Raw genomic sequence first — 23,703 nt, forward strand, 5'->3', positions numbered from 1 at the left:
TAATTCCAGATCAAAGGGAGTTGGGAGAAATTGGCCGGAAACAATTGCGCATTGATTCTAAAGGACTTTTCGAATTTGCGTTAACCAAACCGGTTTTACGGTGTGCAGATAAAATGCAATTGACCCTTGGTGACACGTCCATCACCTTAGGCTGGTAAACGCTTTATAGTTGATATCCCGCTGTCATATGCTTCCTAGAAGGTCCCGGCCGGCAGCATCTGAAAACGAACACTCAGAACGGCAGGAGCGGAAGCTCCCGGATATCGGCAAACGGAGACGGAGAAGACACTTGCCAGCGATCATTAAACCATCGCGGATCTCGGTAGCGCACCAGACGGAGGCGGTTAAAGGCGGAGCCCTGACAACCGTCTCGGCATTTGTCCTGTTCGACTTTGCCGAACCAGGCCGCCTCCTGACCGAACAGGCACTGTGGCCGATGGTGACCGACCAGATGCCGAATGGTGCCGTGTTCGACAAGGGTCAATTGAAACCGCGCGCGGAACTGATGATTGCGGGCAGCGCCCTGTCGCCCGCCGACACCCCCGTTGAAGGCATGAAGGTGAGCGTCCGCTTCGGCTCCTTTCAAAAACAACTTGCTGTTTTTGGCAACCGCTACTGGCGCCTGACCGACCAGGGTATTCAGATGACCCGGGCCGAGCCGTTCATGCAGATGCCCATTGGCGACGTTCAGGCCTTTGGCGGCCAGGGCTATGCTCCCAATCAACGGGGCAAGGGTTTCGGCGCGCGCCAGATGGCCGAGGCCGGCTACGATGCACCGCTGCCCAATGTCGAAGATCCCCGTAACCTGATCAAATCGGTCGATGATCTGCCCATGCCAGCCCATTTCGGCCCCCTGCCCGCCGACGATGCGGCACGGCTGAGGTACCTCGGCACTTATGATCAGCACTGGATCGACCATGTATCGCCAGTCAAACCGGATGACTTCAATCCCCTGTATCACTGCGAAATGCCGGAAGAACAGCGTTTCGACGCTTTCTTTGAAGGTGGTGAGACATTTGCCATCACCGGCATGTCACGCGGAACGGGGTCGACGGGCGGAGAAGTCCCGCGCCTGATGGCACGGTGTTTCTACAAGCTTGATGGAAGCAATGATCTGGTTGAGACCACCATGCGGTGCGACACGATCACGCTGTTTCCGAACGTCGAGAAAGCCACCATGGCGTTCCGGGGCCTGATCCGGGGTAAGGACCGGTTTGCCGAGGACATCACGAACCTGATGGTGGCAATCGAGGATCTGGAGTCGCCGCGCCGTCCGGCCGATTACTATGTAGACGTCTTCAAGAAACGCACCTCAAAGGATGACGCGCACAAATATGCGCTAGCCGACTGGCAGCTGCTGCCGGAAGTCGATCAGGCCGTTCGCAGTGCCAAACGCCAGGCGAAGCTGGAGAAGGCTGCCGCGGATCGCGCGCGTTTCATGGACAATCAGAATTGGGCTGCCCAAAAGATGCTCGAAGATCAAGGGCTGCCGGGTGATCTGATACCGCCTCCCAATAGCGACATCATTGACGACATTCCCTTGGTCGCACACCCAACACAGGAAGAAATCGAGAACGGCGATCTGGATCTTGCCGAACTGTTGGACGATGTGAAAGCGGTCGAGACGGCGGTTTGGGAAAAACGCGACCGGGAGATGGTCAAGGCGGAATTGCAGCGGCGTGCCATCGTGGCCGCAACGCCGCCTAAACTGCTGCCGCCACATGCGAAAAAGCCCATCGTGGACGATGAGCTCATGGCAAAATTCCCAGACATTGAGCTCGATCCGGATCTGGAGAAAGGCTTGAGTGAAGCGACCGGGCAACTGACCGCGCTGCGCGAACGCTCCGATCTGGACCTGCCCGAGGAATTCAAGAGCGGCAACGATGCTGCCAAGGCGCTGGACGATGTTCTGGACGGTCTCTTCGACGAAGAGGAGGAAATCGATCCGGAAGAAATCGAGGCCCAGTACAAGAAGGCGGTTGCGCGTGCCATGCGCATGCCGGAGGGAAGCATTCTGTCCGATGCCCGCAAAGCCATGAATGAAATGGATTTGTCGCCGCTGGACAACCTGGACAGCCAGTTGTCAACGCCGTCCGATGCCATCGATGACACATTCGCCAAGATGATTGGTGATCTGGAATCGCCCAAGCCGGCCCCTCAGGCGGAAGGGCCTGATGCGCCCCTGGTTCAGCTGTTCCCGGAGGACGGTACGGAAGGGTTTTTGGACCCGGCGAACGATCCCTCCAAGATCTTGAGCGAGGCGCTGGATAAGATCGACTCGCCTATCCTTCCCAAGGATGGCTCGGCACAGGAGCGGATCCAGGACCTGATGAAGCGGGTTCAGGACATCAAGCCGGAAGGCCAGCCTGACATCGAAGGCAAGTCTCCGGGCGAATTGGCGGTCTCCTCGGTAGAGGGCGCGAAGGAAAAGCTTGATGAGGCCGATGAAACAATCGCCGAAAGCATGGTCACTTCGCGCCAGCAATCGCCAGCCCCGCTGTTCCCGCTCGAAGCCTTGCCCGCAGATGTCCCCGCGCGGCTCGGCAGTTTCGTTCTGCAAAAACTGGATGAGCGCTACGATTTCAAGGGCGCCGATCTTGCCGGAGCTGATCTGCGCGGTGCAGATTTCAGCGGCATGGACCTGACGGACACATTCTTCGAGCAGACCGATCTGACCGGTGCCACCTTCAAAGGCTCAAACCTGTCCGGTGCCGTGTTTGCCGGGTCCGTGCTGGATGAGGTGGATTTCACGGATACCAATCTGGCCAAGGCAAACTTCAGCAAAACCACAATGAAGCAGGCCCGGTTGGTCCGCGCGAAAATGCACGAGCTTCTCGTCATCCACGCTGATTGGACGGGAACGGACGCCAGCGGCGCAGACTTGGGTCAGGTCCGGTTTATCGAGTGCACACTCGATGCGTTGAAACTTGACCAGACAAACATGAGTGACTGCCAGTTCCTGATGGGATCTGCCAAAGGTCTGTCGGCCGCGCAGGCAAGTATCATCAGAACGATGTTCGTGACACTGCCCATGGACGGCGTGTGTATGGATGGAAGCCGGCTTGAACGGATCGGTTTCATGGAAGTGCCCGCTGCCGGCTCGTCTTTCGTGGAAGGGGACTGGCTGTCGGTTGGTTTCATGGGGGCTTGTGACCTCACGCAATCCCGGTTCGACAGCTTGCGGGCAACCGAGTGTTCTTTCAACACCGCGAAAATGTCGGAATGCTGCTTCCTGCGGGCAAAGTGCAACAGCTGCTTCTTCAACACATGCGACATGGAAGTGAACGACTTCAGACTGGCCTCGTTCCATAACAGCCTGTTTGGCAGGTCCAACTTCGCCGGGAGCGACTTCTTCGGCGCCAACCTTTTCGGCGCAGCTCTGACAGGTGCGGACCTGAGGCGCTGTTCCATGCGCTCGGCCAACCTTTATGCGGCCAACTTGCTGGAAGCAAAACTCGCCAGCTGTGACTTTTCCGGCGCCAACCTTGGCATGACCATGATGGAGCAACCGACCCATGCCTAAGATGCCAGACCGAAAGCCGATCACGTTCGACGATATCGTGGCATTTCACGCGCATGAGCAACCGGTCATGCTGCGGATTGCCGCCGGTATGTCCTTCAAGAACATGAATCTCAAGGAGATCCGTTTTATCGAGTGCGATTTGAGCGGATGCGACTTTAGCGGATCCATCTTGACGAATGCGCAATTTGTCTCCTGCGATATGAAAGGTGCTGTATTCAATGACAGCACCCTCACCAACACTCAATTCGTCAGCTGCAACCTCGATGGAGCCGTTCTGGAAAACACCCCGGTGGAACGGGTCCAGTTTGCGGCCGGAACGATAAAAAATGCAAAACTGAGCGGCAGCGGCTTCGACCAGGTCTCCTTCGCAAAGCCGGAGATGGACGGGACGGACTTTTCCGGCGCGACCTTCTTCCGCGCCGCCCTGCTCGACACCACACTGGAGGGGGCGAGCTTTGCGAATGCGGTTCTGTCCAACTTCATGTTGACCGACGCAGACCTGCGGCCGGTCAACATCACCGGAACCTATATCGACATCGCCGTCTTTGCTGACGCCAACCTGTCAGGCCTGGATCTGTCCGGACAATCCTGGCAGCACTGCACCTTCCACAAGGCGCAATTCAAGGGAACCAATCTCGACGGCGCGAATCTGAACGCATCCGTCTTTGCGGAATGCGACTTTGAAGGCGCCACGCTGCGCGGTGTGTCGGCCAACACGACCAGTTTCACCAAGAGCAAGCTGGACGGTGTCGACATGAGCGGCAGCAAGTTTCCCCTGTCAAACTTTGCCGGAGCAAGCTTGTCAGGCGCCCGGTTTAACAACTCGCAAATGTTCTCGGCCGTTTTCCAGGAAGCCGATTGCCGGGCCGTCCTGTTTGAGCAATGCGACATGCGGCAGGCGGATATGTCCCATGCGGATCTTTCCGGGGCCTCGCTGTCGGCCAGCGCTTTTTCGAACACCAAGTTTCATGCGGCAAAAACAGATCAAACCGTCATGCTCGGAACGACAGGAAACCGCATCGGCACCGATGCGGACCGGGCGATCGCCGAATTGTATCAACCCGATAAAGTCGCCCTCGACGGCGACGGACAACAAAACGGGGGACGTATCTGATGTGCTTTGTAAACTCTCAAGGACCGATTCCCGGCATGGATTTCTCGGTGCCGGACATTTACCTGCAGACAACCCCTGCCGGTCCGGTGCCGATTCCGCTGTTTTCCATGGGCTACCGGTCCACGGAAATTCCAACCTGTTTCCGTACACTCTTGATGTGCATGCCAGCCCATAACATGGCGAACCTGGCTCCGGTCACGGTCAGCGGCCCAGGACCCGGTGTTGCGTCAGGCATGGTGTGCTCGAACAGCCGGAACGTCAAAGGATCGGTTAAACTCTTTCTTCAGTGCATGCCCGCAACCCGCGCACTGCTTGACCCGACACTCCAAAATGGCGTGTCCCCCAATTCAGTTGGCACCACGTTGGTGCCTTCACAAATACGAATGCTCAGCCTGTCATAAGAGCTGACAAGAAGGAGACGTGACGATGAGCAATGAAGGCAAACAAGCCCATATGAACATCACGCTCCCGGGCATGTCCCGCAGCGATGTTTATGTGGAGCGCGTCAAAGGTACGGAAGCATTGAACGCCGGATATCGGTTCACGGTCGACACTGTGACGAAGGATCCGCTCAAGCTGCCCGACATGATGGGCAAGACGGCGACCCTCACGCTGGAAATGGACCAGGAGAAGCTCCAGGTCGTCGGTGTCATTGGCGGGGCTGAAACACGTGACCCCACACCAAACCGTCAGTTTTGCTATCGTTTCGTCTTGGAACCGGAACTGGCCATGCTGCGTCACAGCGCACAAAACCAGGTATACGGAACCGACAAGGATGTGACCGTCGTCGATATCGTGCAAAGCGAATTGAGCGATGCGAACAAGAAGAACTCCACGACCTCTTCGAAGCGGGTTCCGCGCCAGATCCAGTTCGACATGCTGCCGTCTGCCGGTGACTATCCAAAGCTGCACTTCGTCATGCAATACCGGGAAGACGACCTGAACTTCCTGTGCCGGATGTGCGAGCGCTTCGGGATTTTCTTCTCGTTCGATCATTCGTCGGACAAGGAGAAACTGATTTTCGGCGACCGGAAGGAACACTTCACGAAGTTGTCCGGTAGCAAAATTAGCGAAAAACTGCCCTATCGCAGCCGTGAACAAGTTCTGGGGACCGGCGATTTCGGTATCTGGTCCTTCAACCAGTCCTTCATCACCCAGAGCGGTTCGGTGGCCCTTCGCGAATACAACGAGGAAACACCGAAGGTGGACCTGGGCGTGTCGCAGGATACGAGCTTTCCCGGCCAGGGTGTCACCACCCGCTACGGCGAGCATTACGCAACCGTTTCGGAAGGCAATTTTATCGCCAAGCGCCGCGCGGAACTGGTCGAGAATACCCGCCAGCAGTACCGTGGGACCAGCAACATTCCGCAAATGCGGCCCGGCCTTTTCTTCCAGCTGACGGATCACCCGATTAGCGATTTGGACGGCCTTTACATCATCACGGAAGTCACCCACAGCTGTACCAACACAACGCCTTTGGGCTTCAGTTCCAGCGACATGAGTCCGGAGCCATATAAAAACGAGTTTGTTTGCGTGCCGTTTGACGGTGGTTTCCGGCCGTTGCTCGTAACGCCAAAGCCGAGCATTCCTGGGTATCTTTCTGCCGTGATTGACGGGGAAACCGAAGGAAAGCGTGCCGAACTCGACAAGGCTGGCCGCTACCGGGTGCGGATCCTGGACGAGGAAAGCGGCTTGTCGAAGGGCAAGGCAAGCTATGTGGTCCGGAAAATGGAGCCATATGGCGGCGGAGATGGCTATGGCTCACACTCTACGCTTCTGATCGGAACAGAGGTCCTGCTGGGGTTCCTTCACGGTGACCCTGACAGGCCGGTTATTTTGGGTGCCGTTTCGAACGGCGAGCAAGTGAATCCTGTTACGGCAACCAATCAGAATGTTGCTCACCGGACGCGGACCGCATCAGGTATTATTATGCAAATCAGCGACGGGTCGGCCTGACCTTAGCTTGATCCGAGGAGGACTAGGGAATGTCCAGCGTTACTCTTGATGACCTGCAGACTGAAATTGACGTTCTGAAAACGCTCACCGATGAGGACGCGCTTGTTCAGGACGACACTGGGACGCACTATCAGACGACATACACGTACTTCTACGTGCCAGCGTCTGCAGGCAGCGCATCGTCTTCGACCGACGACAGCGGTCTGGGAACTCTCCTCCGGCTCGGCGAGTATTCGGATGTGGAAGAGACTGCCTATAATGCAGGCTCCGATATCTATTCCGCCTACTATCCGGCACAGCATATAGAGGATGAGAGCGCCGCCGCGATTTATACCAACGCAGCCGGTGGCGGTAAGGGCATCCTGATGGCCTGTGACGGCCGGATATTGGTCCGCGGTGGCGAGAAAATGTATCTCAACACGGCGGGCAACATCCATGTCCAGTCGGATGAAGGCTCGGTTACAATCGAATCGGGTACGGATTCAAACAGCGCTGCGCAAAATATCTACCTGATCGCGGCTGATGGGAATGGGGATCTGGAGACCACCGTCTTTAAAGATACGAAGACGGTCAATGGCGAACAGTACGAGAAGGTGACCAGTGTTTCCAGAAAATACTACGAAGCCAATAAGTACGATATCTACCATGCTGAGCAGTACAAAGAGGTTCACGAAAAAACCACGTCGATTCATCACGCGGAAAACCACAAGTTCTTTTATGGCGGTGCGTTGAGCATCAAGTTCGCCGGAGAGTTCATTTTCACCTTGGCCGTGTCTTTGAACATAGAACCGATTTCGAAAATCACGCTCTACGCCCTCAAGACCGACATTGGCATCGCGAAGATTGATATCCTTGCCTTCAAGACCGAGATCAAAGATGGCAAATTCAGTTTCATGAAGGCCTCATTCAAGGGCAAGGCCGTTGAAGCGAAGACGACTGCTGTGAAAGCCGAATCCACGCCCGTCAAAGCCGGGACCGGAATGGTCACGGCCGAGCAGATCCAAGCCGATTGCAAAAACGTCAATGTGAAAGCAATGATCGCAGCTTGGGAGGCCAAGATCGCAAGCACAGCCCAGATCTGACGCGTTCAACCATAAAGAACAGGCACATGACCCAAAAACAAAAAACAACTGCCCGAGAAGCGCAATCCGCTGAAACAGCTTACGCTGCAGCAGCTGCCGGGCTGGAAACAGGCACTGTAACCGCGCTGATCACCGAACAAGAAGCAATGGTCACGCTTCAGGGCGGCGCCCAAATCCACGCGGACCAAGCCGCGGGATGTCTGCTCGCACCGGCAATCGGGGATACTGTGTTGGTGTTTCAGCAAGACGACACTGCCTATATCTTGTCTGTGCTGACACGGCATAACGAGGTCGCTGCCGAAATTGGAGTTGCAGGGGCTCAGAACGTAACGCTTAAGGCATCCAGGAAGCTCGCTGTGCAAGCACCTGAGGTGAATTTGAATGCGCGCCATTTCGCAGTTCTGGCGGAAAACGTGACCCAGACCGGCAAGCAACTGATCAGCAACTTTACGAAGTCATTCGAGACCATTGTCGACAAGCTGGTCAATGCGCGCAGCATTTCCACGACCGCCCAGACGCGGACCAGTGCTGTCAAGGAAACCGAAACGTTGAAAGCCGGCATTTTGGTGCAAAACATTGACAGCGTTGCGACCCAGAACAGCGATATCTCCATGATTACGGCGCAGGAAGACGTTCGCCTTGACGCGAAACGTGTCAGCGTTGGCTAACTCTCGACCAAACCCTAGAACCGGACAAAACCATGCTTCTGGTCGATGACCGTTTGAAAGCTGCCAAAGACCATGCCAATGCCGGACGGCATGACAACGCGGCGCTGCTGTTTGAAAGCATATTGGACATTTCTCCGGGTCATCCGGAGGCGCTCTCTGGCCTGCTGAAGGCCCGCCTGGAATCCGGTGATCTTGAAGGGGCACAGGCCATCTTGTCCCGCGCGTCCGGACAGGCAACACAGGACCCGGATTTTCTGTCGCTCGCGGCCAAGGCACTCATTTTGAGCAACAAGGCGGAAGAAGGCGAGCAATTGGCCGAGCGCGCGCTTGCCCTGGATCCTGCCCACTCACAATCCGTTCTTTTGAAAGCCGAGTTCCTTGCAACGCGCGGACAACTGGAGGAAGCCGAGCTTCTGCTCAATGGCGTTCTCCAGCGCAACCGTGGCGATGCGGACGTGCTTCAGGCGATCGCAAAGCTCTACTTTGCCTATGGCCTGTTTCCCCCTGCGCTCGCGATTGCGCAAGATGCTCTGACCCTGTTGCCGGACGATGCAAGGTTGAACGCTTTTGTCGGTCAGATCCTGACGGCACTCGGGGATCACGGAAAAGCGACGCCTTTTCTGGAAAAAGCGCATCTGGCAGAACCCAATCACCCGGAATACATGCTCGCAATCGCAAACAACGCATCGGCTCTTGGACAACACTCCGATGCCTTGCGCGTTGCCAGCCGGGCCAAAGCCATGTTCCCGGAACTGATGCCGATCTGGCTTGTCTACATCAAGATCATGGCTGACCGGGGCAATGCTGCACAGGCGCTCAAGGAATTCGCACCGGTGGCCAAGGCAGCCAAGGACCGGATGGAAGCGACCCTGACCCTCGGCGCGGCTTATCGCCTGGCAGGCGAGCCGGAAAAGGCAATTGCCCTGTTGGAGCCCCTGAAACCCAGTGCCGCACGGCTGGCCGACCCTGTCCGGGCACGGCTTCAGAGCATCCTGAGGGATGCCTATCTGTCGACCGGGCGCATTGATGAGGCCGCGGACACTGTTGCTCCGGTTTTTTACGAGACGCTGAAACTGCCGGAAGCGGAACGCGACAATCCCGAGGCGATCAAGGCCCGCTCCTCCCAGGCGGTTCTCCTCCTGGATCCGGGGCTTACAAACCTTGAATTCATGGTGATGGCCCGGTTCTTCGGCACCATCGGGAATGGCAGGGAGACGCCTCTGGCCGGCCCAGGGTCCCTTTCCCAACTCGCCAGAATGTTCGGCTACACCACCTATATTGCAAATGATGCACCGGGAGGCGCGAGCCCTCCGGACGGCTATCCTTATTCCCTGCCCGTCTCTCAAATCCTTAAGCTTCCTGAAGCCGTCCGCGGGAAACCGGCCAGCGGTCTTCCCTATTTGCACAGTCAGCCGAACTATAACGAAAAGTGGCAGTCTGCCCTGTCAGAGTTCCCGCGTCCTTGGATCGGCATCGCCTGGAACGAGGCAACGCCCGGGCTGACCCTTGACACACTCATGCCGGCCGTCAGCGGTTTCCCCGGAACATTGATCGCAACCAATTGGGATCACAGCCGCCAGCAGCTCTCCGGACATGCCGGCGTGATCGATGCCGGGCGCCATCTTCAGTCCATGCCGGACCTGGCAGCCCTGATCAGCTGCCTTGACATGGTGATCGGTCCGGACACGCTTGTGCTCCATGCTGCGGGGGCGTCTGGAAAACCCGGGATCGTGCTGAACACCTACTCAGAGCCCTGGTACTGGTATCACACCGGAGATGGATGCTTGTGGTATCCAACACTTAAAGGCATCACCGCACCACGCGCTGCGCATTGGGCGGAAACCATGCCCGAGCTGCATGCATTGATCCAATCAACCGGATCTTCCATTCTAGACACCCTTCCACAGCCGAGCGAGACCACGCAATGACCTCCTGGCGCCCCGCCACCCAAGAGCCGATTGCCCTTCAGGCCTGCCTCTATGATTATCTGCGCAACCGCTCTCCGAAGGTGTATCTGGACGGAAAATCTTCCGTGACGGCGCTTGGCCAAACCACCGAATTGATGAGCGATGGGCAAAAACTTACCCTCAACCTCACAATCATTCCCGTGGGGTCGGGCAAGATCAATGGCCGTGAAACGGTCGAGTTTTCGGTGACCGGCCAAGCAGCCGATAAAAGCTCGGGTTACAATGTGGAAGGCCGGGTCGTGATTGACAGCAAGACGCTGGCCTTCCTGGCGATCGAAGCCACACCGACCGTCGTCAATATCCGATAGGGCAAGAACCGTCATGACCGACCAGGACGATGACAAAACCTCAGGTATCAAATCCTTTTCGGTTGGACTTGGCGACGGGTCTCAGCGCCCGGGCGCACGCACGCCGCCGCCTGCATTCCGTGTTCTGATTTTCGGTGACTTTGCCGCAAAGCAAGGGACCAGCGCGGAAATCACCGGCAAGGACATGGCAGAGCTCCTGGAACAGTTTTCCCCCACCCTCACCGTCGAGGCGGAGAATCTGCTTGGCAGTCTTCCGGCCGTCCTGTCCGAGGAGCTGTCATTTACGCGTCCGCGTGATTTCAAGCCGGCAAATCTGGTCAAACAGTTTCAGTTCACTTCAGATATCAAGACCGCTCTGGCAGCCGGTGGCGCGCAGGGCTTGAGAGATGCCGGCCAGCGCTTCGACAAGATCGCCGGCCTGATTTCAAGAACCGGGGCAGCGGCTTCTACCTCGCAAGCGCAATCGTCATCCGGCGATCATGCCCCAAACACAGCTTCACCGCAGACGCCCATGGCCAGCCCGGCAGATGGCGGAACGGGTGAAGATGACGGGTTAGATGCTCTCTTTTCAATGGTTGACGCTCCCAAAAAGAGCCCCGATAGCCCGCAAACGCAGGATCTTGCGAAGCAGGCAGTGGAAGCGTTCCTGTCACAAACCACATCCGGCACCCCATCCCAAAAAGCGCAGGATGATGGGGTGTCCGCCGCTTCCGGCACACCGGAAGCCGAAGCAGCACTGACCGCCCAGAGCCTCCTGTTCCTGAAAGACAAGCGGCTATCCCTGGTTCTGGAAAACTGGTTGTCCTTGAAAACGCTCCTGAATGAATTGCCGCGAGAGACCTCCATCCGGCTGTTTCTGGTGCAAGTCGATACGGATATGCCAGCAGAAGAAGCGGCCAGTCTTTTGGAGGGTAATGGCAGCCTCCTTGCAACGGCTGCGTTCGATATTCTTCTTTGTGCCAATCGTCAGGCTCTGCAAAAGGCGGGGGCCCAAGACCTCAAACGGTACGCGGCCTTGGCCGCCGAGCACGCCTCTTGCGTGTTTGCCGGCCTTTTTCCGGACTTCGCCGGCCTGCCTGCAACGGACCTTGGCCTGCTCGACACACCGCATACGCTGCTGGAGGGGACCGGCTTCGAACACTTTTCCAGTTTGCGGCAATCAGAACCGGCGGGTAGCCTTGGCCTTTTCTGGAATGATGGCGTCACGACGGCCGCGGCTGAGGATCAGCCGGCAGCCTATATGCCGTCCGCCTGGATCGCTCTCCTTGCCCTTTTGCGCGGGCAAGCCGCCGACGGCTGGCCGAGCCTTCCCCAAGGCGAGCGGCTTGAAATAGACGATCTGGAAACGACAGAGCGGAACGCGAAAGGCAGGGTGTTCGCAGACAGCGTTTTGGCCCATGTCACACCGGATGCAGCCGAGTCGCTTGCCAGTGCGGGGATCAATGCGCTTCAGGGACAGGCCAACCGGACCAGTGTCTATTTCGGCAGCGCACGTGTTGCCCGGTCTGTTTCTGATGATGCGCAGGACGGACGGGCCAATCTGACCCACGCCTTGTCTTTGGGCCGGTTGAACACCTTGCTTCAGGTCGCCTTTTCAGAAGCTCCCCCGGATGCTGCGGACATGTCCGGAACGGTTGCCCGGCTGCAAGACCAGCTGAACCTCTTGTCAGATGGCCTTATGGACCGGGTCCGTTTCCAGGTGACCGCCGATACGGATGAGGACGGCGACAACGTTCTGGACATTGACGCAACCGTTGCAGGTGTGCCCGGCATCACCAAGCCCTTCGGCTTCCGGATCGGTCGCTAAAGAAACCTGAAATACCTTATATCCGGCGGTTTAGGTCCAGCTGAGGTGTGACCGCAGCCAGCCCGTTGTAGTCTGCTTGCTCGCGAGCTGAAAGCCGGCCACGAATTCGGCGATTGACGCCGTACGCTCTTCATCCTCGAAAGCCAGGGCCTGCGACAGAACCTTCCACTGCGCCGAAGACACGTGCTCGATCCGCTTGGGCCGCACTCCAGCTTCCATGGCCTCCAGCGCGTTTTTCGGCCCGAAGGGCCGGTGACCGGCCAGACACAGGTAGATGAGAAGGGCAAAGGAGAACACGTCGTCCGCCTCGCATGTATCTGCTCCCTGCAATTGCTGCGGGGATGCATATGCCGGTGTGACGGCTCCAAGGCGCACCAGGATCTTGAGCGTGCTCTCTTCCTTTTCGCGCATATGCGGCGCGATCGGCGCGGAAATATTGAAGTCTATCAATGTGATGGAGCCATCATCATTGATAAAGATGTTCCCTGGTTTCAGGTCGGAATGCACAATGCCCTTTGAATGGGAATAGGCCAGCGCACTTCCAACATCATGGACGATGCGCTGAACATGTTGCATTTCCAGCTGGCGCTGATCCTTCTGCTTCAGGACTTTTGAAAGCGGGTTCCCGGACAACAGTTCCATCACCATGAAATGGAGCGCGCCGGTCTGGTCCATGTCATACACACGCACAATGTTCGGGTGCGCCAGGTCCCTCAACCGTCTTGCTTCACGGTGGACGAGACTCACAAAGTCCTTCTGCACATCGGTGTTGTCCCAGATCAGTTTCAGGGCCACATCGACATTGTCGAGGCCTGCGCGATACGCAACCAGATCCCGCGCCTTGTAGACCTTGGATTGGCCGCCGACACCGATTTCCTTGATCAAAAGGTAGCGGTCCTTGAGCACTTGTCCGGGCTGCAGCGCCGGAGTGTCCTCCCAGCGGCAGGTCTTGACCGCCAGGCTATATCCCAGATCCGAACTGTCATCACTCATGGAAATCGACCCATGCTACAACCAGTGTGATGTCGTCTGATGTACCGCCTGCAATGGCTCTTGCCAACAACCGGTCCGCAGCCCCCTCGCTGCCTTCTGCCAGCGTGTTGGCGATCAGTTCCTCATCCGCTCCCTTGAACAACCCGTCGGTGCACAAAACAAACGTGTCACCGGGTTCGGTCCGGATGATGCGGCGTTCCACATCCATGTCCTCCGCAGCCCCAAGCGCCCTGGTCAGGCGCCCGGCGGTATCGGAGTGGTCTTCGGAAACAAGAAACAGATGGCCACGGCGCAAGAGATAAAGGCGGCTATCGCCCACCCAAAGGCAACCGGCATAGTTTTCGTGAAGCGTCAGTGTCAGGCCGGTGCAGCCGGAGATATCGCTTTCGGGATCCGCCAGATAGGACCCGAACAGGCGTTCGTTGACCCGGTGAAAGGCTGCATCGATGCGCTGAAGTTTTTCTTCAATGTCCGCTGCGCCATCAAGCTTCAGGGTCTTCAGCTCGTCCACAAAGGACCGGCTGGCCAGATGGCCGTCGCGATGACCGCCCATGCCATCGGCAACGGCAAACAGGCCAGTATCTAGAGCGACCAGGAATGCGTCCTCATTGCGGATATGCCGTGGCCCCTGCCGGCTCACAGCCTCACAGGAAAAACTGCAGCGGGCGGATTCAATCTTGTTCATGCAGGGGTCGTTGAAACGTAAATCGGAAGTCCAACCTAGCAGTGATGCACAGCCACAGCACTAGGGTGTTTATCCGTTTTCCCTGCTTTTCCAGCCAAAGCTCTGCCATTGGCCCATGAACATGCCGATGGCCGCAGGTGCGGCCGGCATCCGTGAGAACACACAATACTCGCTGACCCGGTCCGGGGAGCCTTCATGCCACCAGAATCCCGGTTGCCCGGGGCCCTTTTCACCATGAGCCTCCTTGTAGATCAGAACCTCTTCCGGATGTTCGTTGGGCGCGATCAAATGGGCCCAAGGCATGCACAGCGCCGTCTCGTCCTTGGCAAGATCCGGGAATGTCACCGATATCTGTGGGATGTCTTCCTGCAGTGCCGCCCTGATGGAGGCGGCGGCAGCAACAATCCTGTTCTGAAACTCCCGCCGCGTGGTTTCACCGGCAACGAAGGCCAAAAGTGACAGTTCCAGCCGGTCCATGACCTCATCGACATGAAACAAAACGTCGTTGGAAAACGCCGGACAGTCCGCATCCATCAGGATCACAAGCGGAAAGGCGCGCCCCATTTCGTCCGCCGAAGCTGCCAGCATGCCCAGCCAGGCCCTGTCGCTGAGATGTCCCTTGGGGATCGCAAAGCGCCAAACCGGGGCGCTGTAATAGGCCCCGTGCCAGGTCTGCGGGTCAAAGTCGCGGCAGCCGGTCAGCCAGCTGCTGACCGCACCGGCCCAGGCATCGGTCACCCTGGCGGGCAGCCCGTCATAGACGAAGTCGCGCTCAATCGGGCGCTTCCCAAAATAGCCGCATATGGTCATGGCCGAATGCCCCCGCGGTCTGAAACTGCTTCCAAGCACCCAGTCCCTTAAAGGGACGCCGGGCAGCGGAAGGAGGAGTAGAGCCCAAGATTGAACGGATTGACGACACTCCCGGCAATCAGCGCAAAGCTGCCGGTAATCTTCTCCACCTCACCTTGAGTATCCCGGTTTGGCGCCGGTGCCGGCGGCACCTGCGGCTTAGGCTCGATTTTCACGTCTTTGGTTATGGAGAACACGAACCGGTCCTGACCAGTCACGCGGGACAGCCCGGATTCGCTAAGCAGCCTGAAGATGGCCCAAGTGCCTTCCTGCTGGACCGTATCCTTGGAGTTGTCGAGCAGCGTGATCGACAATTGAGCGACACTGGCATCGGCTTGGCTCGGCCATGAGAAATCCTTGGAGCGCACAGGACCATGGCGGTAAATCATGGTCTCGTCGTCAATTTTCAAGGTCGAGCGGAGCGCCTTTGGGTCCAGGAAAGACGGACGGATGGTGAACTTCGCCTCTGGGCTGCTGCCGCCCTTGGCAAAGAAGGCATCCTTGATGGTTTGCGCCGTGCTGATCTGGTTCAAGGCTTCCGCAGATAGCCCAAGTCCTGCCCCCTGGGTCTGGACTTCGGTGTACTGACGGCCGCGGATCAAGACGAATGGTTTCAGATAGTTGTTGAAATAGGCGTCAATCACGCCGGACGGGCCGAGCAGGTCGGTAAAGTCCTGAAGGGCAACATCTTCCTTGGCTCCCGGATCAAACGGGTACCGGCCGGCAATGATGCTGTTGCAGGCAGGGACGACCTCATCTTTCCAGCGGCCATTCAAATAAAGATAGGCGGACTTGTTCAACAGATCCCATGTCCGGTTGACGATGGACAGCACCATGGACCGCACGGGCTCCGGCTTGATCGCGGCCTCAGAGCGCAGGGTTGTGAAAGAATCGTTTGTCGGTGTTTGTGCCCGCCCCTTGACGAAGTCAAAGGCCGCCTTGTTCGGGTCTGGTGCGGTCACCACCCCGGCAACGTTGCCGTAAAGATCTCCGAAGAGCTGCTGCACCCGGTCCAGAGATTGCTGACCAGCCGTCGGATCGGTCAGATTGTTGAGCGGCCGGAATGCATCTTCGATGGCAATTCCGGGCCAGGGCGCATCCCCAAAGGCCGTTTGAACAGCTGCTTTTTGCGCCGCTTCGCTCGCAGACGCCACGATACCTCCGGCTGCCGCTGGTGCTGCGTTGGCCGCAGCTCCGGCGGCCTGGCTTTGCGTGTCACTGCCTGGAAGCGGCAATTGCGTATTCTCTCGCAAGATGCTCAGGACATTCGTCAGAGGTGACTGCGGGCTGGACAGGTCCTGCAGAACGATCTGTGCACGGCCGAGCGAGCCGATATCGACCACCCGGATGTAGCTGATCCCTTCCCGCCAGGTCCGGATGTAATCCTGCGTGTACATCCGCACGATTTCCTTGGCCAGCCGGTTGTAGGTGGTGTCGCTGACCTGATTGCCAAGCACCCAGTCCGAGCCGGTAGAGGAGCGGATATATTCCGGCAAGCGCGCCAGGAAGAAGTTGTAGAACCCGTTCTTCGTGTAAAAACCGGGGATCAAGCTGCGCCCTTGCGAGGTGGCGCTGTCGATGTAAAGCGCCCCTGAACCGAGCGATGTGGTCAGATTGACCGGTGCAACCCGGTACCGCTGCGCCGAATCCGTCACCATGCGATTGTAGATCGAGCTTGCTTGCGGCACCTGCTGGATCCGGTCCCTCGCCTCCTGCACGATCGGTTGATCGACGGCGGCCTGGATCGGAAGCAACTGCAGGAGGTTGTTCATATGCTCCTGCATGGCGCCCCGGTTTTCCGGATTTAGGATAAAGGCGGCCTCATTCTGCGCACGGAAAGCCGACTGAACCTTGCTGGCATTATAGTTCTGGCCCGTTGTCAGCATGAGGTAAGTTTCAAGCTGATCCCGCAGCAGCGTGGAATTGCTGTTTGCCGCGTTCGACACCAACTGTATCTGCGCTTCCAGCCGGGAGGTGATCGACGGCAGCAGATATTCCCTCAGGTAGGATTCGTAGGTTTTTTCCGCCGCCGGATAGAGCTTGGACTGGGATTCAATCGAGAACGGCATGACAGTCAGCCAGTTCTCTTCTTCTTTGATCTCATCCCGCATTGCCTTAGCAGCATTCAGTGTCGGCAAGATGCTGATCAGTGACCGGTCCCGGTCGGCATCCTGGCGCATCACCCGCAGGCGGTTTGCCAGTTCCTCGACTTCATCCGCCGTTTCATCCGCATGGTAGAGACCGGCCAACCAATAAGCAGACAGACCGACAACAACTGCCACGATTGCCGCCATGCTGCCCGCGTATATGGCCGCCAGACGGCGTTCGAGGCGCGTGTTGACGCCAACAAGATCCTGCTCACGGAACACGATGTTCGAGAGCAGATTTTTGATGAAATACGCTTTTCCCTGCCCGCTCAGCGGCATTTGGTGTGCGGGAGCCAGCTGGAAGCTATTGCCCATCGCCCCGAGCAACCGGTCGAAGGGCGTGCCTTCTTGGGTCCCAGACGTGAAGTAGACACCGCGCAGCAGAGGCTGGGCTTCGTAACGGCTAGACCGGAACACTTCCGAGACGAAGCTTCGAAGCACCGTCGACAAGGTACCAAATTCATGCGGAAATCCGTAGATCCGGCAGCGGCGGCCATTGTTGCGTTCTTCGGACAGCCGTTCGGGCAACTGCTTTTCGAGGCGGGCAACCAGATCCGTAAAGCCCTGCTCGAAGGCCGGGCCAAAAGTCATTTGCTGCTGATCATAAGGCAGCGTGACACCCCAGACCTGTTCCCGGTCCCGTTCCTTGATACCGTCGAAATACTCGTCAAAGCCTGCGATCAGGTCACACTTGGTGAACATGATGTAAACCGGCAGGCGCATGCCGAACGTGCGGTGAAGCTCGCGAAGACGCTGGCGCAGGATCTCGGCCTGGCGCGACCGGGCATCTTCATCGGCCAAAGCAACGTCCTCGATGCTTATCGCAAGGAGAATGCCGTTGATCGGACGCCGGCGGCGGAACTTGAGCAGAAGTTCCAGGAACCCGCTCCAAGCTGCTGCATCAACACCCTTATTTACATCTTGAGTGGTGTAGCGGCCGGCCGTGTCGATCATGACGGCTTCGTTGGAGATCCACCAGTCGCAATTCCGGGTTCCACCAACCCCTTGAAGGGCTTCCTGGCCATTTTCGGCGAGCGGAAATTCAAGCCCGGAATTGCGCAGGATCGTGGTTTTACCGGTGCCCGGCGGGCCGATGATGATGTACCAGGGCAGCTCGAACAGGAAATTCCGGTTGCGCTTTCCATCTAGCGGATTGTCACGCAGCTTCTTGAGTGCAGCCTCGAACCGTTCGCGGATCAGCTCGACCTCGTCCGCAGACATGTCCGGTCCCATGGAGACCAGCTCGTCGTTCGCGAGCATCGAGTTGATCAGTTTTGCATTTGCCCGCCTTGCGAGGAAATGGCGCAAGAACGTTATCAGGAAAAACAGAACGAACAGAACCACGATTGCGAGGATGCGCGGTTCCATGTTGGCAAATGGCGTGATGCCGGCCACGGTAACAATGCCGCCGAAGAAGTAGAGGGCGACAGAAATCAGGATCAAAAACAGCAGGATAAGAAGGCTGGCCGGTCGGAGCAGGCTGGCGAAGTAGGTTCTGAACATTCGCGGCCCCTCTAGCTGACTTCGAGCGATTCAATGTCGCTCAAAGGAGGCACGAGTTCTCCTTCCAGCATGAAATCAGAATAGGCCCATACGATAAACAACACGGCCGCTGCACAGATACCGATCAGCCACATCGGCGGAAGGGAGCTGACCTTGCGCCCGCCCTTTACGCCTTCGGTCACTTCTGAGAGCGGCTGGTCCGGCTTGATCCGGGTGTTCCGTTTGATGATGCGGGACAGCTCATTCCTCAGATCATCCAGCTGGTCCCGCCCGCCCTCAAGCACACGGTAGCGGCCCTCGAAGCCGAGCATTAAGCAGGCATGCAAAAGCACCAGCAAAGGCATTTTACGGCCCGGATCGTCCTTGATTCGGTCCAAAATGCTGAAAAACTTCTCTCCGCCCCAGGTCTCGTTGTGAAACTGGTTCAACAGGCTGTTGGAACTCCACTCACTGCGGCTTCCCCAAGGCGTCATAAGCACGGTTTCATCGACCGTGGCACATAGGACATACCGGGCAGCGATGATATCCCCGGCATCGACCCCTTCTTTTTGGGCGTATTGCTCAAAATGGTCTATTTCGGCAACCACTTCCTGTCGCAGGGTGTGGACATCGGCGCGGTCGATGGAGTTTCTCAACTGCGCAATCAAAACCATCAACGGCGCGGCAGCGCGCACGAGAACACGCTCGGGGATCTTGTCGAACAGCCGGACAATAGACGTTGCGGCTTCAAGCGTTGCACCGGGTGCAGCTGATGGTCCGCTACCGGGCTGGGGTGACTGAGACGTCTGGTTTTCCGTCTGGCTGACAAACGCGATCGTCGGCTCGTCGCCGGCTTAACCGGCGGCCGTTTGAGCCATCGACGTGCGGGCCCTGGGGGACAGGCGCTGCGCTACAGTCGGTTGATCGAGATCGTCATTGCTCATCAGCTGCTAGATCATTTGCCTTTCTGAATTGCCCAGAGCTCGAGCCCGAGCCCGGGATAATCGCCGCTCAAATGCAGGGCGAACGCCGCCGTGTTCTGCATTTGCGGCCAAAGGTCGTTGTTGTCCGTATCCAGAGAGAAGTAGACAGCGTTCTGGATAAACGGGATTTGCCGCGGGGCAACCGACATCGGCGTGATCGCAATACCGGGAAGTTGGAGGTTCACCAGTTCGCGGATCTTCTCGACGGGACCGATCTTGATCTGGATCGGCATTTGCGAGCGGAGCGTCTCAAGCGCGACATTCGCGTAAGCGATCAGTACGAACGACCGGTCCTGATACACCATGCGGTCGGTCGTCTCGCCAAGCCAGATACCATACTCGCGCTTCGCCAATGGAATGCTGACCGCGTTCTGTTCCGCGACAAAACTCAAGAGATCGCGCAGAACCGCAACGAGCCCCGAATAGGTCGCGCGCAAGTCCAGATGATCATAGACAGGTACTTCGGGCGGACGGCGGCTGTCCGTGCCATAGGCGGCGATTTCACCAATCAGGGAAATCATGTCCCGGTAGACGGCCTCGGGTGCAAGGCGGCCAGAGGCAATGAGATGCCCCAGCAGGATCTCGTAGCGGTTGACTACGCCCAGCATCATCAGATCGATCATGCCGCCGCGCGAACTGCTGCCCTGCCCGGCAGCATTCCCGGCCATCATCTCGCCGCGCTTGCGCAAGAGGCTCCGGATTTCCTCCAGCTGGCCGAGCAGCCGCTTGCTCGCGGACAGATAGACCAGCGGCGGCACGAAAGTCTCCGACAAGGTAATTGCCCCTTGGGCGTCGACACTGTCGATTTCCGCAATAGGTATGCTCGCCGTTTCGTCCAGGCTTTCACCCTCGATCAGAAGGCGCGCGGTTAAGGTGCCAACGGCAATGTTTGCTGGCGGCCGGTCGGCTTCCGCCGTATTGCGCGCCTCGGACATGTTGCGGCCGTAGCGCAAGTTGACCTGGCCATCGTCGCTGACTTCAAGGCCGCCTGCAGTTTTCAGCGGAACGGCCAGGAAGATCTTCTTTCCCTGATGTTCGGCAGTGATCTGCCGTGCGTTGGCAATCTTGTGAAGCAATTGGGTGCTGAAGACGGTCCCGTCGGGCAGAATGATATCGGCCTCGGCGAGCTGCAGCTGGCCGATCCGCAAGGCGTCAGGGTCAAACTGGATCAGGCGCGCGCCCCAACTGTAGGGCAGCTGATCCTTAACACGATGCTCGAGGGAAGTTTCTATCCAGCGGTCATACTGCTGAAGATGCTGCGGCCGAAGGAACATCCCTTCCAGCCATAGCGGTTTGCCGCTCGCGTTCAATGCATCCCCCTAGGGTAAACTCGTTGACCGATTCGAAACTTGGATCAAATTGCATGCGCGGCTGAGTATCGGTGAAAGGATTCAGCTGCGCAAACTCAATTCCCAAAGAAATTGTGTGAAAACAACCTAAAAGACGCCAAGCCGACGGTTCCGCAGCTTCTGTATACGCACAGCCAAACTTGTCACGTAGATGACGAACTCGTTTTTTTCTTCAGCCACGAGCTCGATCGAATCCCGCCACTGGGCGGATTCAATGTCCCGGAACGCGGCAACCACACCCAAATATCTGGCTTCGCTAGAGATATCCCGATTGTAGTCAAGCGACTGGCCCGGGGTCATTTCATACTCCGTATTGCCGATCAAATCGCCGCCGAGAAGCTTCTTGTCATTGTCTGCGAAGTCGAAGAACTCGCCGTTGTTGAAGGCGGTCAGTTCCTTGAGCTCATAAACACGCACGACCACAGGAGACGGATCGCCATTCTCATTCGGGTTCACATTCGAGTCGGCCTGGAGCTCAACCTTGATCGGTGTCGGCTTCGCGGTCCTTGCGCACCCAACGAGGCTGAGGGCTGAACCAGCCAGCAGACCAGAACAGAAATGGCGCCGGGTAAAAATCATTTCTTCCTCTTGTTCCAGTAGTCTTTCGACATGCGCCGGGCCTGCTCTTCCTGCACCTGCACAAACGCTTCGGAGATGGTCTGCCGCATGACAGATTCAAATTCCTTGCGCATTAGTTCGTAGTTCTTGCGGGCGGTATCCCACTTGTCGCGGCGTCCCCCAAAGTTTCTTAAGGTCAAAGCCCCGTCACCGTCAGCAGTATCGGTCAAAGCTTCTGGGGATAATCTTTCAAACAACAGCCGCATGGCCCGCTGCATCGCCGACATGGTGATCATGGTATGGCTTTGCAGATCCTGAAAGGCGTTCCGGGTGGCCTGCTGCGGCGGCAGAAACCCTTCTGTACGGGTCAGCAGCATTTCATCGAGCAAAAGCTCGCTGACCTTGAAGTACTTGAAGGGGTTGTTTTCTTTCGGTTCGATCCGGGTCTCGTCCATGCGGAATTCGGATTTGACCATCTTGCGCGCCTCCATGAGAGCAACAAGACCAACCGACATTTCGCGGACCATGCCGCCCACATCTTCCATCAGCCGGTTCACGTCAGCCTCGCTCGCATCCGCATTGGGGAACCCCAACCCTTTCAAAAGGGCCCGGACCTGATCTTCGGCATCCCCCTCACCACCAGAGGGCGTGGTGCTTTTCGGCGTAATCGCCGCTGATGCGGGAATTCGCGCCGGTTGCTTTGCGGCAGGAGTGGAGGTGGGCGGCGCTGGCTGCGGTGTCGGCCCGGTTTCAGCTGCAGCATGCGCCGGCGACGATGCAGGTGCTTGGGCCGTCGTATAGGGGCTTGAAACAGGTGCCGCCGTTCCTGCGGCGGCCGGCAACGGCGGCGACTGTGCAGGACCACCCGCCAGCCGGGCTTCGTCTTTGTCCGCACCCTGTGCTTTTGCATTAAGGGCCGCCACCCGCTGATCGCGTCTGGACTTGAGCGCTTCCAAGTGCGAGAGCCCGCCTGCCGTCCCCGGCCGAGGAACTGGGATGGAACCGGCTGCCATCGGCATACCAACGGCTGCAGCCGGGGAGGCCGGTTGTTGTGGCGCTGGCGGCATTGGTCCGGGAGCCTGGGAGGCAGGCTGAACGGGCGCTGTTGCTGGTTGTGCAGACGGTGCAGCCGCTCCTGCCCCAAGGCCAAGATCAAAAGTATCCGGGATTGCACTCTGCCCGGCCGGCACCGCTCCGGCTTGCCCCGGGGTCTGGCCTTGCTGTGCCACAGGCCTACCGGTTTGCGGCTGACCTGCCGCTCCTCCTTGTGAACCCGCCTGCCCCAACGCACCGGCTGGGCCGCCCGGAAGCGAATTCCAGAAGTCATCCGGTATTCCGGCCTGCTGCGGCGGGGTTGGCGCCGCCGATGGCGCTGACGGGGCTTGAGGCGAGACAGGGGAAACCGATGAGGCGGCAGGCGCGACTGGTTGGGTTGGATCTGCAACTGGCTGCGTTTGCGGGGCGGGTTGAGCCGGTACGGCGGCCGGCGCAGCCTCCACCGGTGAAGGCTGAACCTGAACGGTGGTCTGCTGCGGCATCACTTGCGTCACCGCGGGGGCGGATACGAAAGGCGTTGGATCCTGAGGGATAATCTCCTGGGGCAGAGGCGTTCCTGCCACCGGCGCCTGTGACGGCTGGCCGCCACCCAGATAGTCAAGCGGATCAAGCGACTGCTTCTTTTTTGTCGGCGCGCCGGAGGTCTGGCCAGGCGCCAGAAACTGATTGTCGGGACTGAAGGCGCTTGCAGGCGGATATCCGGCCTGAGCGGCAGGCTGTTGTGGTGCCTGCTGCATTGGCTGGACTGGCTGAGCAGGCTGCTGTGCGCTTATGCCCGGTTGCGGTTGCGGCGCAGCACCGGCCGGCTGCTGCACTTGCGGTTGTCCGGCGACAATCTGGGCAGCAATTTCATACGGCCCGGCGACGATCACAGTACCGTTGGACAGCGGAACGGACTGGCCGCGTCCGATCGGTTCGCTTTGGCCTGCAACAAATGTCCCGTTTGTGCTTTCGTCGATCACCAGAAACGTACCGGCCTGATGCACAATGCGGGCGTGGATGGAGGAGAGAATGCGATTGGGATCGGGCAGCACCCAGTCGCATTTTTGTGACCGCCCGAAGGTACCGCCGCTCACGCCAAACCTGAACTGGCTGTTTAGCGCTGAACAAGTCAGGATCAGTTCTCTGCTCATGACATCACCAGTTGGCTTCAGTTTCAGGATCGGCCTTCGGTTT

At 58.1% G+C, this 23,703-nt stretch carries 17 protein-coding genes; 9 read left to right on the plus strand and 8 right to left on the minus strand.

Features of this window, described 5'->3' with window-relative positions; translation table 11 throughout:
• Positions 1 to 289 precede the first annotated feature (289 nt).
• The 9 genes from E1180_RS04885 to E1180_RS04925 are packed head-to-tail and all read left to right on the plus strand — an operon-like array spanning position 290 to position 12,425.
• The gene (locus E1180_RS04885) at positions 290 to 3,523 is read left to right on the plus strand and encodes a DUF2169 family type VI secretion system accessory protein (RefSeq protein ID WP_196220530.1); all 3,234 of its coding nucleotides are present in this window, start codon (positions 290 to 292) and stop codon (positions 3,521 to 3,523) included.
• Entirely contained in the window at positions 3,516 to 4,637 is a 1,122-nt protein-coding gene (locus E1180_RS04890) for a pentapeptide repeat-containing protein (RefSeq protein WP_155189963.1), read from the plus strand. The genes E1180_RS04885 and E1180_RS04890 overlap by 8 nt, the downstream gene beginning before the upstream one ends.
• Before the next feature lie 35 nt (positions 4,638 to 4,672).
• Positions 4,673 to 5,038 carry a PAAR-like domain-containing protein gene (locus E1180_RS22735; protein ID WP_425280899.1) on the plus strand — a complete coding sequence of 122 codons (366 nt, stop codon included), beginning with the start codon at positions 4,673 to 4,675 and terminating at the stop codon, positions 5,036 to 5,038.
• Between the two features lie 25 nt (positions 5,039 to 5,063).
• Complete coding sequence (locus tag E1180_RS04900; RefSeq protein ID WP_155189965.1) at positions 5,064 to 6,593, plus strand: type VI secretion system Vgr family protein; 1,530 nt, start codon at positions 5,064 to 5,066, stop codon at positions 6,591 to 6,593.
• A gap of 29 nt (positions 6,594 to 6,622) precedes the next feature.
• A complete protein-coding gene (locus E1180_RS04905) occupies positions 6,623 to 7,675 on the plus strand; it encodes a hypothetical protein (protein WP_155189966.1) in 1,053 nt (350 codons plus the stop codon).
• Between the two features lie 26 nt (positions 7,676 to 7,701).
• Positions 7,702 to 8,343, plus strand: a complete 642-nt coding sequence (locus E1180_RS04910; RefSeq protein ID WP_155189967.1) for a DUF3540 domain-containing protein — start codon at positions 7,702 to 7,704, stop codon at positions 8,341 to 8,343.
• A gap of 32 nt (positions 8,344 to 8,375) precedes the next feature.
• Positions 8,376 to 10,271: a tetratricopeptide repeat protein gene (locus E1180_RS04915; protein ID WP_155189968.1), complete on the plus strand. Its 1,896-nt coding sequence runs from the start codon at positions 8,376 to 8,378 to the stop codon at positions 10,269 to 10,271.
• Positions 10,268 to 10,618, plus strand: a complete 351-nt coding sequence (locus E1180_RS04920; protein WP_155189969.1) for a hypothetical protein — start codon at positions 10,268 to 10,270, stop codon at positions 10,616 to 10,618. Before E1180_RS04915 ends, E1180_RS04920 begins: the two co-directional genes overlap by 4 nt.
• Positions 10,619 to 10,631: 13 nt before the next feature.
• The gene (locus tag E1180_RS04925; protein ID WP_155189970.1) at positions 10,632 to 12,425 is read left to right on the plus strand and encodes a type VI secretion system contractile sheath small subunit; all 1,794 of its coding nucleotides are present in this window, start codon (positions 10,632 to 10,634) and stop codon (positions 12,423 to 12,425) included.
• A gap of 30 nt (positions 12,426 to 12,455) precedes the next feature.
• Here the strand turns inward: E1180_RS04925 and E1180_RS04930 are convergent, their stop codons facing one another.
• The 8 genes from E1180_RS04930 to tagH form a co-directional block, all read right to left on the minus strand.
• Entirely contained in the window at positions 12,456 to 13,418 is a 963-nt protein-coding gene (locus E1180_RS04930) for a serine/threonine-protein kinase (protein ID WP_155189971.1), read from the minus strand.
• The gene (locus tag E1180_RS04935) at positions 13,411 to 14,103 is read right to left on the minus strand and encodes a PP2C family protein-serine/threonine phosphatase (protein ID WP_155189972.1); all 693 of its coding nucleotides are present in this window, start codon (positions 14,101 to 14,103) and stop codon (positions 13,411 to 13,413) included. The genes E1180_RS04930 and E1180_RS04935 overlap by 8 nt, the downstream gene beginning before the upstream one ends.
• A 69-nt stretch (positions 14,104 to 14,172) precedes the next feature.
• On the minus strand, positions 14,173 to 14,913 hold the full coding sequence (gene tagF, locus E1180_RS04940; protein ID WP_155189973.1) for a type VI secretion system-associated protein TagF: 741 nt from the start codon (positions 14,911 to 14,913) through the stop codon (positions 14,173 to 14,175).
• A 47-nt stretch (positions 14,914 to 14,960) separates the two neighbouring features.
• A complete protein-coding gene (tssM, locus tag E1180_RS04945) occupies positions 14,961 to 18,602 on the minus strand; it encodes a type VI secretion system membrane subunit TssM (protein ID WP_155189974.1) in 3,642 nt (1,213 codons plus the stop codon).
• Between the two features lie 11 nt (positions 18,603 to 18,613).
• On the minus strand, positions 18,614 to 19,276 hold the full coding sequence (gene icmH / locus E1180_RS04950) for a type IVB secretion system protein IcmH/DotU (protein ID WP_155189975.1): 663 nt from the start codon (positions 19,274 to 19,276) through the stop codon (positions 18,614 to 18,616).
• Positions 19,277 to 19,536: 260 nt separating this feature from the next.
• Positions 19,537 to 20,874, minus strand: coding sequence for a type VI secretion system baseplate subunit TssK (gene tssK, locus E1180_RS04955; RefSeq protein WP_155189976.1), 1,338 nt, complete (start codon positions 20,872 to 20,874; stop codon positions 19,537 to 19,539).
• A 126-nt stretch (positions 20,875 to 21,000) separates the two neighbouring features.
• On the minus strand, positions 21,001 to 21,492 hold the full coding sequence (gene tssJ / locus E1180_RS04960; RefSeq protein ID WP_155189977.1) for a type VI secretion system lipoprotein TssJ: 492 nt from the start codon (positions 21,490 to 21,492) through the stop codon (positions 21,001 to 21,003).
• The gene (gene tagH / locus E1180_RS22605) at positions 21,489 to 23,660 is read right to left on the minus strand and encodes a type VI secretion system-associated FHA domain protein TagH (RefSeq protein WP_155189978.1); all 2,172 of its coding nucleotides are present in this window, start codon (positions 23,658 to 23,660) and stop codon (positions 21,489 to 21,491) included. Before tagH ends, tssJ begins: the two co-directional genes overlap by 4 nt.
• Positions 23,661 to 23,703 lie beyond the last annotated feature (43 nt).

This window comes from Roseibium denhamense, assembly GCF_009711415.1.
GTDB classification, from domain to species: Bacteria; Pseudomonadota; Alphaproteobacteria; order Rhizobiales; family Stappiaceae; genus Roseibium; species Roseibium denhamense.

What these genes read in the sequence shown, in the direction of transcription:
- E1180_RS04905 (WP_155189966.1), top strand. Translation starts at nt 6,623, where the DNA reads ATGTCCAGCGTTACTCTTGATGACCTGCAGACTGAAATTGACGTTCTG.
- E1180_RS04920 (WP_155189969.1), top strand. Translation starts at nt 10,268, where the DNA reads ATGACCTCCTGGCGCCCCGCCACCCAAGAGCCGATTGCCCTTCAGGCC.
- tssM (WP_155189974.1), bottom strand. Translation starts at nt 18,602, where the DNA reads ATGTTCAGAACCTACTTCGCCAGCCTGCTCCGACCGGCCAGCCTTCTT.
- E1180_RS04900 (WP_155189965.1), top strand. Translation starts at nt 5,064, where the DNA reads ATGAGCAATGAAGGCAAACAAGCCCATATGAACATCACGCTCCCGGGC.
- E1180_RS22735 (WP_425280899.1), top strand. Translation starts at nt 4,673, where the DNA reads ATGGATTTCTCGGTGCCGGACATTTACCTGCAGACAACCCCTGCCGGT.
- E1180_RS04935 (WP_155189972.1), bottom strand. Translation starts at nt 14,103, where the DNA reads ATGAACAAGATTGAATCCGCCCGCTGCAGTTTTTCCTGTGAGGCTGTG.
- E1180_RS04910 (WP_155189967.1), top strand. Translation starts at nt 7,702, where the DNA reads ATGACCCAAAAACAAAAAACAACTGCCCGAGAAGCGCAATCCGCTGAA.
- E1180_RS04930 (WP_155189971.1), bottom strand. Translation starts at nt 13,418, where the DNA reads ATGAGTGATGACAGTTCGGATCTGGGATATAGCCTGGCGGTCAAGACC.
- E1180_RS04890 (WP_155189963.1), top strand. Translation starts at nt 3,516, where the DNA reads ATGCCTAAGATGCCAGACCGAAAGCCGATCACGTTCGACGATATCGTG.
- E1180_RS04925 (WP_155189970.1), top strand. Translation starts at nt 10,632, where the DNA reads ATGACCGACCAGGACGATGACAAAACCTCAGGTATCAAATCCTTTTCG.
- tssJ (WP_155189977.1), bottom strand. Translation starts at nt 21,492, where the DNA reads ATGATTTTTACCCGGCGCCATTTCTGTTCTGGTCTGCTGGCTGGTTCA.
- tagF (WP_155189973.1), bottom strand. Translation starts at nt 14,913, where the DNA reads ATGACCATATGCGGCTATTTTGGGAAGCGCCCGATTGAGCGCGACTTC.
- tagH (WP_155189978.1), bottom strand. Translation starts at nt 23,660, where the DNA reads ATGAGCAGAGAACTGATCCTGACTTGTTCAGCGCTAAACAGCCAGTTC.
- E1180_RS04915 (WP_155189968.1), top strand. Translation starts at nt 8,376, where the DNA reads ATGCTTCTGGTCGATGACCGTTTGAAAGCTGCCAAAGACCATGCCAAT.